Annotated in this window: 10 protein-coding genes and 1 pseudogene; 5 read left to right on the top strand and 6 right to left on the bottom strand. The window is 64.0% G+C overall.

Features of this window, described 5'->3' with window-relative positions:
• Positions 1 to 6 precede the first annotated feature (6 nt).
• The 6 genes and pseudogenes from leuB to DWF00_RS20595 all read right to left on the bottom strand — a co-directional run bounded on the left by leuB (position 7) and on the right by DWF00_RS20595 (position 6,664).
• Complete coding sequence (leuB, locus tag DWF00_RS20625) at positions 7 to 1,065, bottom strand: 3-isopropylmalate dehydrogenase (RefSeq protein ID WP_210207954.1); 1,059 nt, start codon at positions 1,063 to 1,065, stop codon at positions 7 to 9.
• Positions 1,066 to 1,131: 66 nt separating this feature from the next.
• Entirely contained in the window at positions 1,132 to 1,725 is a 594-nt protein-coding gene (gene leuD / locus DWF00_RS20620; RefSeq protein WP_114832448.1) for a 3-isopropylmalate dehydratase small subunit, read from the bottom strand.
• Positions 1,726 to 1,727: 2 nt separating this feature from the next.
• Positions 1,728 to 3,155 (bottom strand): 3-isopropylmalate dehydratase large subunit, encoded by a 1,428-nt coding sequence (gene leuC, locus DWF00_RS20615; protein ID WP_114832447.1) that lies wholly within the window; start codon positions 3,153 to 3,155, stop codon positions 1,728 to 1,730.
• A gap of 289 nt (positions 3,156 to 3,444) precedes the next feature.
• Positions 3,445 to 3,657 (bottom strand): annotated as a pseudogene (locus tag DWF00_RS20610) (IS6 family transposase); the annotation flags it as partial.
• A 330-nt stretch (positions 3,658 to 3,987) separates the two neighbouring features.
• Complete coding sequence (locus tag DWF00_RS20600) at positions 3,988 to 5,157, bottom strand: mandelate racemase/muconate lactonizing enzyme family protein (protein ID WP_114832446.1); 1,170 nt, start codon at positions 5,155 to 5,157, stop codon at positions 3,988 to 3,990.
• Positions 5,158 to 5,239: 82 nt separating this feature from the next.
• On the bottom strand, positions 5,240 to 6,664 hold the full coding sequence (locus tag DWF00_RS20595) for an amidase (RefSeq protein ID WP_114832445.1): 1,425 nt from the start codon (positions 6,662 to 6,664) through the stop codon (positions 5,240 to 5,242).
• Between the two features lie 357 nt (positions 6,665 to 7,021).
• Here DWF00_RS20595 and DWF00_RS20590 point away from each other — a divergent pair, with 357 nt between their 5' ends.
• The 5 genes from DWF00_RS20590 (at position 7,022) to DWF00_RS20570 (ending at position 13,399) form a co-directional block, all read left to right on the top strand.
• Positions 7,022 to 8,017 carry a LacI family DNA-binding transcriptional regulator gene (locus tag DWF00_RS20590; RefSeq protein ID WP_114832444.1) on the top strand — a complete coding sequence of 332 codons (996 nt, stop codon included), beginning with the start codon at positions 7,022 to 7,024 and terminating at the stop codon, positions 8,015 to 8,017.
• Positions 8,018 to 8,259: 242 nt separating this feature from the next.
• Complete coding sequence (locus DWF00_RS20585; protein WP_114832443.1) at positions 8,260 to 9,465, top strand: M24 family metallopeptidase; 1,206 nt, start codon at positions 8,260 to 8,262, stop codon at positions 9,463 to 9,465.
• A complete protein-coding gene (locus DWF00_RS20580; protein WP_114832442.1) occupies positions 9,465 to 10,553 on the top strand; it encodes an ABC transporter ATP-binding protein in 1,089 nt (362 codons plus the stop codon). Before DWF00_RS20585 ends, DWF00_RS20580 begins: the two co-directional genes overlap by 1 nt.
• Positions 10,554 to 10,580: 27 nt before the next feature.
• Positions 10,581 to 11,603: an ABC transporter substrate-binding protein gene (locus DWF00_RS20575; RefSeq protein ID WP_114832441.1), complete on the top strand. Its 1,023-nt coding sequence runs from the start codon at positions 10,581 to 10,583 to the stop codon at positions 11,601 to 11,603.
• Positions 11,604 to 11,626: 23 nt separating this feature from the next.
• Positions 11,627 to 13,399, top strand: coding sequence for an ABC transporter permease subunit (locus DWF00_RS20570; protein ID WP_181832895.1), 1,773 nt, complete (start codon positions 11,627 to 11,629; stop codon positions 13,397 to 13,399).
• Positions 13,400 to 13,661: the final 262 nt, after the last annotated feature.

The raw sequence follows: 13,661 nt of genomic DNA, 5'->3' as shown, positions 1-13,661 counted from the left end.
TGAGCGCTATGCGGCCCTCCGCGCCTGCAGAGCCTGGACGACGGCGTCGCCCATCTCTTCCGTGCCGACCCGGTGCGTGCCGGGCTGGTAGATGTCGGCGGTGCGATAGCCGCCGGCCAGCACCGAGCGCACCGCGCTCTCGACCTCCTGGGCCTTGTCTTCGAGACCAAGGCTCTCGCGCAAGAGCATGGCGAAGGACAGGATCGCGGCGAGCGGATTGGCGATGTCCTGCCCGGCAATGTCCGGCGCCGAGCCGTGGACCGGCTCGTAGAGGCCCTTGCGGTCGAGCCCGAGCGAGGCCGAGGGCAACATGCCGATCGAGCCGGTCAGCATCGCCGCCGCGTCCGACAGGATGTCGCCGAACATGTTGCCGGTGACGATGACGTCGAACTGCTTGGGCGCGCGCATCAGCGTCATGGCCGCCGCGTCGATGAAGAGATGGCTGAGCTCGACATCCGGGTATTCTCGGCCGACGCGGGTCATCACCTCGCGCCAGAGCTGCATGGTCTCAAGCACATTGGCCTTGTCGACCGAGCAGACCTTGCCGCGGCGGCGCCTTGCGGCCTGGAAGGCCGCATGCGCGATGCGCTCGACCTCGGATTCCGTGTAGCGCATCGTGTTGATGCCGTAGCGTTCGCCAGAAGGCCCGGTCTCGATGCCACGCGGCTCGCCGAAATAGATATCGCCGTTCAGCTCGCGCAGGATGACGAGGTCGAGCCCATCGACGATCTCGGGCTTCAGTGTCGAGGCGCCGATCAGCTCCGGGAACATGAAGGCTGGCCGGAAATTGGCGAAGAGCGTCAATTCCTTGCGCAGCTTCAGCAGCCCGGTGCCGGGCCTCTGCTCGCGCGGCAGGCTCGCCTCGTCCGGCCCGCCGACGGCGCCGAACAGGATCGCGTCGGCGCGCTTCGCCAGTGCGAGCGTCTCGTCGGGCAGCGGCACGCCGCGGGTCTCGATGCCGGCGAGGCCGACCGGCGCTTCCTCGGTTTCCGCCTGCGGCAGCACGTGGCGGAGCACCTTCACCGCCTGCGCGACGACTTCCGGCCCGATGCCGTCGCCGGCCATGATTGCAATCTTCACGAGTGGCTTCTCCGTTAAGTGACGTGAACCTTGAAGCGCAACCGCATCGCCCTACGCGGGGCTGTGGTCGCGCTCGAACCTGTCGATCTCGCTCGCGCGGGCGAGCGTGTAATCGAGCTCGTCGATGCCGTTGACGAGGCAATCCTTGGCGAAGGCATCGACTGCAAAGCCATGCGACGAGCCGTCCGGCAGCACGACGATCTGGCCGGGCAGGTCGACGCTGATCGTGGCGCCGGGCGTCGCTTCGAGATCCTGCAGCAGGGCCGCGACGACATCGGTCGGCAGCACGACAGGCAGGAGCCCGTTCTTGAGGCAATTGGTCTGGAAGATGTCGCCGAAGCTCGGCGCGATCGCGACGCGGATGCCGTAATCGTAGAGCGCCCAGACGGCATGCTCGCGCGACGAGCCGCAGCCGAAATTATGGCTGGCGACGACGATCCGGGCCGGGCGATAGGCTGGACGGTTGAGGATGAAGTCCGGGATCTCCGAGCCGTCCTCGCGGAAGCGGAAGGCGGCGAAGAGGTAGTTGCCGAAATTATCAGCACGCGGCTTCTGCAGATACTGCGCCGGCAGGATCTGGTCGGTATCGCAGTTGGCCTCGGCGATGGGCAGTGCGACGGCTTCGATCCGGTCGAGACGGTCCATGCTCAGGCGCCTTCCATCAGGCGGCGCACATCGGTGAGATGCCCGGTCACGGCCGCGGCCGCCGCCATGGCCGGGCTCATCAGATGCGTGCGGGCGCGCGGCCCCTGCCGGCCGACGAAGTTGCGGTTCGAGGTCGATGCGCAGCGCTGCCCCGGCGCGACGGTGTCGCCATTCGCCGCGAGGCACATCGAGCAGCCGGCGAAGCGCCAGTCGAAACCGGCTGCCTTGAAGATGCGGTCGAGTCCCTCGGCCTCGGCCTGTGCCTTGATCTGCTGCGAGCCGGGGACGACCCAGGCCTCGATGCGGCCGGCGACCTTGCGCCCCTTCACCACCGCGGCGGCGCTGCGCAGATCCTCGATCCGGCCATTGGTGCAGGAACCGATGAAGACGCGGTCGATCGGCACCTCTTCCAGCGCCGTGCCGGGCACGAGCCCCATATAGGCGAGCGCGCGTGCCATGCCCTCCCGCCGGCCGGGATCGGCGATCGCATCGGGATCGGGCACCACGCCGGTGATCGGCGTCGCATCCTCGGGCGTGGTGCCCCAGGTCACCATGGGCGCGATCGAGGCCGCGTCGATCGTAATCTCGCGGTCGAAGACGGCATCGAGATCGGAGGCGAGCTCGCGCCAGCCGGCGACCGCGCGCTCCCAGTCCTCGCCCTTGGGCGCATAGGGCCGGTCCTTCAGATAGGCGAAGGTGGTGTCGTCCGGCGCGATCATGCCGGCGCGCCCGCCGGCCTCGATCGACATGTTGCAGACAGTCAGCCGGCCCTCCATCGACAGGCCCCGGATCGCGGAGCCGGCATATTCGATGACATGGCCGGTCGCGCCCGCAACGCCGATCGTGGCGATGATCGTGAGGATGATGTCCTTGGCGGTGACGCCGGCCCCGAGCGTCCCGTCGATCGAGATGCGCATGCTGCGTGGCTTGCGCTGCCAAAGCGACTGCGTGGCGAGCACGTGCCCGACCTCGGTCGCACCGATGCCGAAGGCGAGCGCGCCGAGCGCGCCATGGGTCGAGGTATGGCTGTCGGCGCAGACGATGGTCATGCCGGGCAGGCTGAGCCCCTGTTCCGGCCCGATGACGTGGACGATGCCCTGGCGTGGATCGCCGAGCCCGAAGATCTGGATGCCGGACTCGGCGGCGTCTCTAGTCAGCGCCTCGATCATGGTGCGGCGCTCGGGATGGTTGACCGCGGCCATGTCGCGGCTGTGGGTCGGGACATAGTGGTCGGCCGTGCCGAAGATGCGATGCGGCGCCCGCGGCTTCAGCCCGCGCTCGCGCAAGATCTCGAAGGCAGGGGCGGTGATGTCGTGGATGAAATGGCGATCGATGAACAGGAGGTCCTGCCCGTCATCGCGCGACACGATCCGGTGGCTGTTCCAGATCTTGTCGTGCATCGTCTGCGCGCTGCCGGCGCTGGACCGCATGGTGTCGTTTCCCTACCCATGGCGACCGGTCCGCAGGGCGATGTCGAACGCGGAGCCAGCGGCCGTTCAAGGGTCCGCAGCGCCTGTCCGGCACGAGCGCTGGGCTGGCCGCTCTTATTCGCGACCATGCTGCATCGGGATCGGCGGTTTTTGGCATGGTCATCGGGCAATCCACCATCGCGATCCGTGATGGTGGATTGCCGGCTCGGGCATTGTCACGCGAACCTGAGAGAGCCGCTGTTTATGTCAGTCGATGTTGTGCTCAGGCGGCCGCAGTTGCGGTCTGTCACTATTGTTGGGCCTCGGCTCGGAAGAGCCGCAGCGTGCGTCGGCAGATGAGGTGGCGCTGGAGATTGAACGTGTTGTGGACGGCGGCATGAACCGAGAGGAAGCGCTGGGCGGAGCCTGGTGACTTGAAGCGCTGCATCTTCTGCTCCCGTCGCCGCACCACCTAGTGTGAGTTTGCCGCCCTGTTGTTCCGGTGCAAACCTTGTTGGTGGCGCAGAACTGCGATGGAATCGTCGTCCGAAAAATCGACGTGCTCGCGACAGGCGGGGGCGCAGCCCTGTTGAACCCGTTCGATACGCTGTTTCTTCTGCTTGATCATCAATCCGGGCTGTTCCAGACGGTCAAGGATATCCCGTCGGGAACGTCCGCTTCTGGGTAGACACTCAACGTCCGCACCTGGCGCGCCGCCGCCTGGTACCTGTTGATCGCTGGTATCATGAGCCAAAACAATTGGCAGTCGTTGCTTTGCCGTCGGCGGCGCACCGGCAGATTCGGCACACGTGCGTCGGCTTGCGCCTTGCGCGCACTGGCCTGGGCAATGACTTCAAGCCGCCGCTTCGCGATAGTCGAAGAAGCGGTACGGAGTGATCGCGTCGATATCAATTTCCGCACCAAGTCCTGGCGAGGTGGAAACGGCAAGCCGGCCGTTGATGATCGCCTTTTCTGGCGGATTTTTCAGGATCTGAACGTAGTCGTTCGCTTCCGAATAATAGGGATAGGTTTCGAGCGGCATAGCCATAGCCGTTGCGGCGATCGCTTGAATAGAGGCTGCAGTGCAAAGAGTGCTCGCGCAGTTATGGGCCGAAACCCGGACATTGTAGGTTTCTGCTATGGCCGCGATCTGGACGAACTCGAAGATGCCGCCGCAATTTCCGACATCCGGCATTGCAACGTCGACGCCTCCGCTCTGCAGCAGATTGCGAAAGCCGTGGCGGGTATAAACGCGCTCGCCGGCGGCGATAGGGATCGGCCATCGCCCGGCCAGATCGCGCAGGCCGCCAAAATTGAACGCGTCGAGCGGTTCCTCGACCCAGATCGGATCGAGCTCGGCACAAACGTCCATGAAACGGATCAGCTGGTCGTTGTTGAGCCCACCGGAGAGGTCGAACATCAGCCCGATATCCGGTCCCACGACCTTGCGCAGCGTCCTGACACGGTCGATGGCGCGCTTGAACGCCACATCATCGAGTTGGCGACGCTGAACATGCCGCAGCGTTCGCCCTTTCTCGTAGTTCGCGAGCGGATAGCACTTCAGCTGCCGATACCCCTCCGAAATCGGACGCTCGGCCGATTTGGCCCATCCCAGGACGTCGTCATGCCTGGTGCTCCAGCCATTGGCGTAAACCTCGATCTCGGCCGCGAACTTCGCGCCGAACAGCTCGTAGACAGGCACGCCCAGCGCCTTGGCCTTGATGTCCCAGAGGGCTTGATCGATCGCGCTGAGGGCTGCGAACATGATGGCGCCGCCGCCCTTGGCCCAGAACGAATTGTCGTAGATTTCGTGCCAGACATGACGCGGATAGGTCGCGTCCGCGCCGATCACGGCGGGGGCCAGTTCCTTCAGCATGCCTGCGGCGGCGGCGGCGCCCATCCCATATGCGACGGCGGCTTCGCCATAGCCGACGATGCCATCCTTCGTCGTCAACTCGACGATGACGGGGCGCTGAGGACCGCTGCGGACATTGAAAATGCGAAGGTTCTCGATCGCGAGCATCGACGTGGCTTTCTGTGCTGAAAACGATAGGTGATTGGGACCAGCGAACCTGACGCGCGCCGCCTCCCGGCAATCCAAATGCTCACTCCGCGGCTACCGGGTCCGGGTGATCCAGGCGCTCATATCCAAGCGGGCGTACGAACGAGCCGCCACGCCGAATTTCGAGGGCATGCCCAATCCGGAATGCAAGCGGATCGGCGTAGCGCCGAACCATGATCTGAACGCCTGTTGGGAGCCGTTCCACATCGCCCATCGGTACGCTCAGCGAAGCGAGGCTCATCAGACCGGCGAGACGGGTGAAAATGCCGAACGGCGCAAAGCTGTCGTGCACGCTGTCGATGGGTTTCGCCGTGATCGGAGACGAGGGGAGTAGGAGCGCATCGGCCCCCGAAAAGTAGTGGTGGAACTCCGTCTGCATCAGCCGGCGTTGCTCTTCGTAGCCGAGGTAGTCAGCAATGCTCATCGCCCTGCCGCGGGACATCCGCGTCGCGATTTCCGGGTCGACAAGACTGTCGTCCACATCGATCAAGGGCCGAAAACGGTTCCATGCCTCCGCGGTGGTGATGTTGGCGGCGAGACTTGCATAGAGTTCGAGGGGGCGAGGCAGCGGCTTCTCCTCGATGAGCGCACCCATGCCGGCCAGATCGGCGAGCATATCCCTGAATCTGTCGAGGATTTCGGGATCGGCGGCTTTCAGGTTTTCCATCGACGGGTGGCGCAGCCTCAGCCCTGCGATGCCCTTGCCCAGATCGGCCATCGGGTTCGCTCGGGGAATGCTGAAAGTCGCGGGATCGTCGGGATCCTCCCCTTGCAGCACGGCCTGGACAAGTGCGGCGTCCTCGACCGAACGCGCCATCGGGCCCACGGTGTCGAAGACCAGGGCCAAGGGCTGAACTCCGCTGCGGCCGATCAGCCCGGGCGATGGCTTCATTCCGACGATTCCGCACAGAGCCGAAGGGGTGCGCACCGAGCCCCCGGTGTCGGTGCCGAGCGCGACGGGCACCATCCCGGCCGCGACCGCTACCCCTGACCCGCTGGATGAACCGCCCGCTACGCGCGCAACGACGGTGTCGCGCGGATTAACCGGGGTGCCGCAGCTAGGGTTCGTTCCCCAGCTGCCATAGGCGAATTCGACCGTACGCGTCTTGCCGATCAGAATCATGCCCTCGGCCAGAAGTCGCAGGACCGCGTTGGCTGACTGCGCGGCAGGCGTCGCGTCCGACGCTTTCGATCCCGCCAATGTCGGACGGCCCTCGACGTCGAAGAGGTCTTTGGCCGCGAAAGGGATGCCATCGAGCAAGCCTCTGGTCTGGTTGCGGGACCGCCGCTCATCCGACTGCCACGCCGCCTGCAGAGCGTCGTCGTCGTAGACTTCGACGAAAGCCTTCAAAACCGGATCATAGGCCCGGATCCGAGCGAGCAGCGCGGTCACAAGCGCTTGAGACGTCAGCTCACCGCGAGCCAATGCGCGCCCGAGCTCTGTGGCCGAGAGGAAGCCGACATCCATGTCGGCTCCATTCGCGATGAGATGTCCCAACCAAACCTCCCTATCCGCGGCATTGGCGGCGCTCGTGCCAAACGGGCCGCAATGGGCATTAAAATCATAATACAATCGATTGGCAATTATTTACAATCGATTGGATTGTCAATACCGAGCCGGAGGAGTAGCGTTCGTTGAACGGAACTCGAATCTCCGCGGCAGCAAGGGCCGAAAAGGACTTTGATAATCCGACGGCTTGCGCGTAGCAGCAGCTCGTCGGGCCGGAGTGACCAACTCACAGCGTAAGGCGTTGAAAAAGGAAACGCGCTCATCTCGCAGATCGACGAAAACGCAGAAGGGCCAGCCGATGGACGGCGGCCCAAAATGGCCGAGATAGCGCGCATAGCGGGCGTCGACATCTCGACGGTCAGTCGCGCCCTGGCGGGAAGCTCGCGCGTCGCCAAGGAGACACGCGAGCTCATCGATCAGATCGTGCGCGACACCGGTTATGTGGTGAACGAGAGAGGGCGCGCGCTGCGGGATGGCCGCGCGAACCAGGTGCTCGTCATCGTTTCAGACATCGGTGCTCCGTTCTATTCCGACGTCGTTCAAGGCATCGTCGAGACATTGGCGGAACGCGACATCAACGTGTTGCTCGGCGTTACGCTGCGCCAGTCGAAGCGCGAGGAGAAGCTTGGAAACCAGCTGATGACCGGCGTCGTGGATGGCATCATCACGGTCACCGGAACGCTGCCGACGACAATTCTCGGCATGCAAGGGCTCAGCAGCAAAGTGGTCGCGATATCGCGTCCTGTGCCGCATGACGGCGTGACTTGCGTCACGATCGACAACTACGCCGCCGCCAAGGAGGTTATGGTCCAGCTCCATTCCATGGGGCACAGGCGTATCTTGCATATCGGAGGACCGACCAGCTCCGAGACATATCGCGAGCGAAGCGCCGCTTACGTCGATTTCATGCGCGATAACGGGCTCGGCGAGTTCGTGAACATGCGCTCGACCGACTCTTTCAAGGACGACGCCGAGTCGGGTTTCGCGATCATGAAATCCATGCTCGACGATGGCCTGCACGCCACGGCGGTCTTCTGCGCCACTGACGAACTTGCGATCGCCGCCATGGCCGCAGCCCGACGGGCCAACCGGAGCATACCCGGCGACATGTCGTTCTTCGGGATCGACGATCTGAAAGTAGCCGGACTGATGTCCCCCCCGCTCTCGACGGTTGCCGTTCCACGCTTCGAGATGGGGCGGAAGGGAGCAGAGGCGCTCTTTCGCCAAGTCTATAGGGGCGCACCGCCCTCGGATAAGATCGTGCTCGATCATCGATTGGTGATGCGGGACAGCGTCGCGCAGGCCCGATGATCTGATCGACCTGCAATTCGCGGGCTTGGCACCGCGGCTGCGATCATCCTCCGCGATCACATGAGACGGAACGGGTCGGCCATCAAAACGTCGCCCAACTCGTTGTTCTGAGCCAACCGAGCCCGCCATATCACCGATCAGGCTGCTACTTCGCTGAAAATGCCAATCCAATCGATTGGCAATTGACAATACAAACGATTGTATGAGATGTCCAAACGATTGGATCACGCCGAGAAGAGACCATGCTCGCAAGCCCCACTGCAGCCCCCCCTCCTGTTCCGTCCGATGCGGACTATCGCAATCGCCTCAAGCGCACCCAGGTTGAGATGAAGAAGCGCGGGTTCGACATTCTCGCACTGGCCGGCGCCGACATCTTGAGATTTCTCACCGGCTTGCATGGGCTTCCGGTCACCCGCCCGATCTGGCTGATCGTTCCCCAAAACGGCAATCCGGGCTTCGTCTCGCCCGGCAGCGAAGTTAAGGAAATCCAGGCACGGTCCGGCACGCCGGTGATTGCCAGATGGGTGGAATGGGAGGAGCCCGTCCCGGCTCCCACGACGCACCAGGACGCTCTCGCTGGCTACGTCGCAGAAAGCGCACCGCAAGCCCGTACGATCGGCATCGACTTCAATGGCACGAACGGCGCGAACATCGAGCTCGTCCGGCAGGCGCTCGGGCAAGAGCGCGTCAGGGACGCAGGCCTGCTGCTGCGCGATCTGCTGGCGATAAAGGACGCTGCGGCGCTCGACGTCATTCGACTGAGCTGCGATGTCATCGGCCATCAGTTCAGGGCCAGCGTTGACGCTGTCGCTCCCGGCATTGCCGAATGGGAAGTCTCGCTCGCTTCTTTCGTGGCCGGCACCCGGCGGGCTGCCGAGCTATGGAATGGAAACGAGGAACAGTCGCCGCTGGCGCTGGGCCTGCACATGACGGGAAGCGGGGCCGAGCGCACGGCGCGCTGCCACGCCGCCGGCGCCGGCCGCAGAATGCGGGAAGGCGACGTCGTGCAGATATGTCGATGCAGTACGGGCTTCTTCGGGCATTTGATCGGCTATGACCGTCCCGTGCAGGTCGGCTCCACAAGACCCTCCGCGGAGATGCGCAAGGTCATCGATCTCGCGCGTGAATCGCAGGAGGCGGCGTTGGCCGCCACGCGCCCCGGCGCGACGGCCGACGCAGTGCACGCTGCAGCCATGGCCGTGATCGACCGTGGTGGCTGGGAAAACCCCGTCCTGCATCGCACCGGCCGTTCGATCGGCTATTCCAGCTGGGACGGGCACGAGATCAAGGCCGGCTCCCAGACCGTGCTCGAGCCTGGCATGGTCATCACCATCGAGCCGGGCATCTATGTCGATGGCGTCGGCGGCGCGCGCTTCGGCGATACGGTCCTCGTGACCGAAGCCGGCCATGAGGTGCTCACCCCATTCGATCTCGGCAGGGACATCTGATGACGGACGCGTCGCTCGCCGCCGTTTCCTTTCAAGGTGTCACGAAACGCTACGGGCCTGTCGCCGCGGTAAGCGATGTGAGCCTCGACATCGCTTCGGGGGAGTTCTTCGCGCTGCTCGGGTCGAGCGGCTCCGGCAAGACGACGCTTCTGATGCTCCTCGCGGGGTTCGACAAACCCACCGAAGGCAGCGTCCTGATGTCGGGCACGTCCGTCTCCGATGTTCCCCCGCATAGGCGGCAGATCGGCGTGGTCTTCCAGAACTACGCACTGTTCCCGCATATGACGGCGGCCGAGAACGTCGCCTATCCGCTGAAGATGCGCGGAGTCGGCCGCGCTGATCGCGAGGCGCGGGTGAATGCCGCGCTGAGCCTCGTCAACCTGACCGACCGGGGCGCCTCGTACCCGTCTCAGCTGTCCGGCGGGCAGCAGCAACGTGTCGCGCTTGCCCGCTCGCTCGTTTTCGGTCCCAGCCTGTTGCTGATGGACGAGCCGCTCGGCGCGCTCGATCGCAGACTGCGCGACCAGATGCAGCTGGAACTGAAGCGCATCCAGGGCGAGCTCGGCATCACCGTCATCTATGTGACGCATGACCAGTCGGAAGCCATGGCGATGGCCAACCGGATCGGGATCATGGCGGGCGGGCGCCTGCTCCAGGTGGCCGACCCGGAAACCATCTATGCAGCGCCTTCCAGCCACTTCGTCGCGCGCTTTCTGGGCGAATGCTCGATCCTGCGGGCAACCGCGATCGACAATGGCCGTGGATACGAGATCGCTGGCGCCCGTCAGGCATTGCCGTTGGCGACGGCAGCGCCGTTCGACATCGTCGTGCGACCAGAGAACGTCGCCGTCCGTTCCGCGACAAGCGCCGCCGCTGACGGCGCCTTCGGAATTCCGGCCAAGATCCGGGACGTCACTTACCTCGGCGCCGGCTGGCGCGTGACGCTCGCGCTGCCCGACGGGCAATCCCTGCTCGCCACCGTCGTGCGCGGGGACGAGGCCGCCGGCCGGCTCGAGCCCGGCAAAGACGTCATCGCGCGATGGGCGCCCGGCGCCGTCGCTGTTCTTCCGGCTGAGGGGACCATCTAAAGCGGATTCACGGAGAGGGGAAAAAACATGAAAAATCTCAAGCGATATATGGGCCTGTCGATCGCGGCGATCGGCGTGATCTTCATCGGCGCGGCCGCCGCCGATACCGGCAAGGTCGTGATCTCGTCCTATGGCGGCTCCTTCCAGGACGCCCAGAAGAAGGCCTTCTTCGAGCCCTACGCCAAGGCGACGGGCTCCAGGGTTACCGATACCACCGGCACCGGCCACGCGAAGGTCAAGGCGATGGTCGCGAGCCGCAACATCACCTGGGACGTCATCTCCGCCGACGCCGCCGCCTACGAGAACGAAGTCAAGGACGACCTTCTCGAGCCCATCGACTACTCGGTGGTCAAATCCGATGGCATTCCAGCCGATCTGCGCAAGCAATACGGCGTCGGCTACATGAAGTTCGCGCAGAACATGGCCTGGAACAAGACCAAGTTCCCGAATGGTCTGACGGCAGCCCAGTTCTTCGACCCGAAGGTGAAAGCGCGTCGCGTCATGCTGGCGCTGCCCTATTACAACCTCGAATTCGCATTGTTGGCCGACGGCGTGAAGCCTGCGGATCTTTATCCGCTGGATGTGGATCGCGGCCTGAAGGTCATCGACCGGATCAAGGACCAGGTCGTCGGCTTCAAGCCGCCATCGGATCTCCAGGCCCTGATCCAGCAGGGAGAGGTCGACCTCGCCTTTGGCCCGGGCGGCCGCATCGACAACGCCATTAAGGCCGGCGCAGGCTGGGCCTACGGCTATGAGGCATCGGTCACCGTGGTCGAGTACTGGGCGGTGATCAAAGGCGCACCTAACAAGGCAGAGGCGATGAAATTCATCAACTTCGCCGCTCAACCGCAGGCCCAAGCCGAACTCCCGCGCCACATCTTCTACGGCCCGACCAATGTCGACGCGCTGAAGCTCGTGGATCCGGCGGTTACCAAGGGCCTGCCGGGCAATCCGGAGAACGAGAAGCTCGGCGGCGTACTCAACTCGAAATGGTGGAACGAGAACCTCGAGGCCGTATCGGCTCGGTGGAACACGTACATCATGCACTGACGCGCAGAACGGAGAACGGGACGATGGCGCGTAGCAGTGGGCTCGCAACTTGGGACGTGAACTGGGGCCGGCTCCTCCTGCTGGCGCCCGTGACCATCCTGCTTCTGTTCGCCTTCGCTCTGCCGTTGCTGGCGATCGTCCCGGAAGCGTTCGGCGGCGATGCCGCCGGGCGGTTCGTCCGGATCTTCGGCAGCCCGGTCTACCGGACGGTCATCTGGACGACCGTGCGCATCGGCCTGGAAGCCACGGCGATCACACTCGTTGTGGCCTTCCCGCTGGCCTGGATCCTCAGCCGTGCAACCGGGGTGAAGCTTCTCCTCCTCAGCCTGCTGGTTCTGGTGCCCTTCTTGACCAGCGTGCTGGTGAGAACATTCGCCTGGCTGGCCATTCTCGGGCAACGCGGCCTAGTGAACGCGATGCTGTTGAACCTCGGCCTGATCGAGGAGCCTCTTCCGCTGCTGTTCCGCGAGCCGGCGGTCGTTCTTGCCCTGGTGCACTCATCCATTCCGATGATGGTCTTCGCGCTCGTCACTGTCCTGCGGCGCATCGACGGGCGCGTCCTTCTGGCAGCTCACACGCTTGGAGCAACACCACTGCGCGCTTGGCTGGGGATTGTGGTTCCTCTGGCGATCCGCGGGATCCAGTCCGGCGTCATCATCGTGTTCCTGTTTACGATGGCGAGCTTCATCGCCCCCGCTTTGCTGGGCAATCAGCGCCAACAGATGCTGGCGCAGGTGATCCAGTCGGAAATCGAGACGGGCGCCGACTGGCCTCTCGCTGCAGCGCTCGGCATCACCCTCGCAATAACCGCAACCGTCATTGTCTTCGGGCTGTCGATAGTCGCGCGATTGTTCTCGCGCTGGCAGAACCCAAGTCAATTGTCGGCGGTCTCGTCCGCGCATCAGACGGTACTTGCGGACACCTCGCTGCTTCGCCGGCCGGTCACTCTGCCGAAGTCGCGGCTCCGCATTCCAGCATTGTTTCAGTCCGGCTCGATGCTCGCCGAACCGATCTATCTCGGTGTCATCTCGTCCTTCATCCTCCTTCCGCTGGTCGTGCTCTTTCCCGTCTCGTTCAGTTCGGCGGATGTTCTAATCTTTCCGCCTCCCGGCTATTCGCTGCGTTGGTTCGAGAGGATCCTCGGCAGCCCCGAATGGGTCGAGGCCGGGTGGACCAGCCTGCGCATCGGCGCAACCACCTGTGTCCTGAGCGTCATGCTGGCCACCCTCACGGTTCTTGGCCTCGGTCGAAATTTCAGGTCCCAAGCTGCCGCAGAGGCTTTCGTACAGTCTCCGCTGACCGTGCCATCGGTCGTCTTCGCGCTCGGTGCGTATTTGACATTCGCGCGAGTGGGCTTGGTCGATACCGAAGCGGGAATCATCATCGCCCATACCGTCCTGATCTTCCCGGTCGTCTATCTCGTCGCCGCAGCGACTTTCAGTTCGATCGACCCGTGGCTGTCATTCGCCGCCGCGAGCCTCGGGGCCAATCCGTGGCGGATATTCAAGACCGTCGTCTTCCCGCTGCTGCTGCCCGGATTGGCCATCGGTGCCCTTCTGGCGATGCTACTTTCATTCGATGAATCGGTGGCGTCCATCTTCCTCAGCAACCTGTCGGTGAAGACATTGCCGAGGAAGCTGTGGGAGGGCATCCGGTTCAATACGAGCCCTGAAGCGGCCGCGGTGTCAGCCATGCTGTTGTGCGTGACATGCCTCATCATCCTTGTCGGTATCGCGGCAATCTTTGGCCGTCAGCGCGGCGCTCGTCTGTTAAGATCAAACAGAGCCCCGGTTTAACGACGCTGGGAAGGCCACAAGCAGTATTCTGCCGAGCATCGCGGTTCTGGCACTCGAAATTCGATGGGCGCTGAGCGTTAGCAAAACCTCAATGGCGATGTCCGCTTTCGGGTGGTGCGCCAATGTCCGGAAGTGGCGGATGTCGTTGAAAAAGTCGCCGTTGCTGCGGGCGTGAAGTCCTGATTCAGTCGTCCTTACGGAGGGCGGCGCAATGATGGGCGAACGGCGGGTGGCGCAAGAGGCTCTGTTCTACGAGTTCAGC

It is taken from the genome of Allobosea caraganae (assembly GCF_003351345.1).
GTDB classification, from domain to species: Bacteria; Pseudomonadota; Alphaproteobacteria; order Rhizobiales; family Beijerinckiaceae; genus Allobosea; species Allobosea caraganae.
This window is presented reverse-complemented; position numbering and strand designations above follow the sequence as displayed.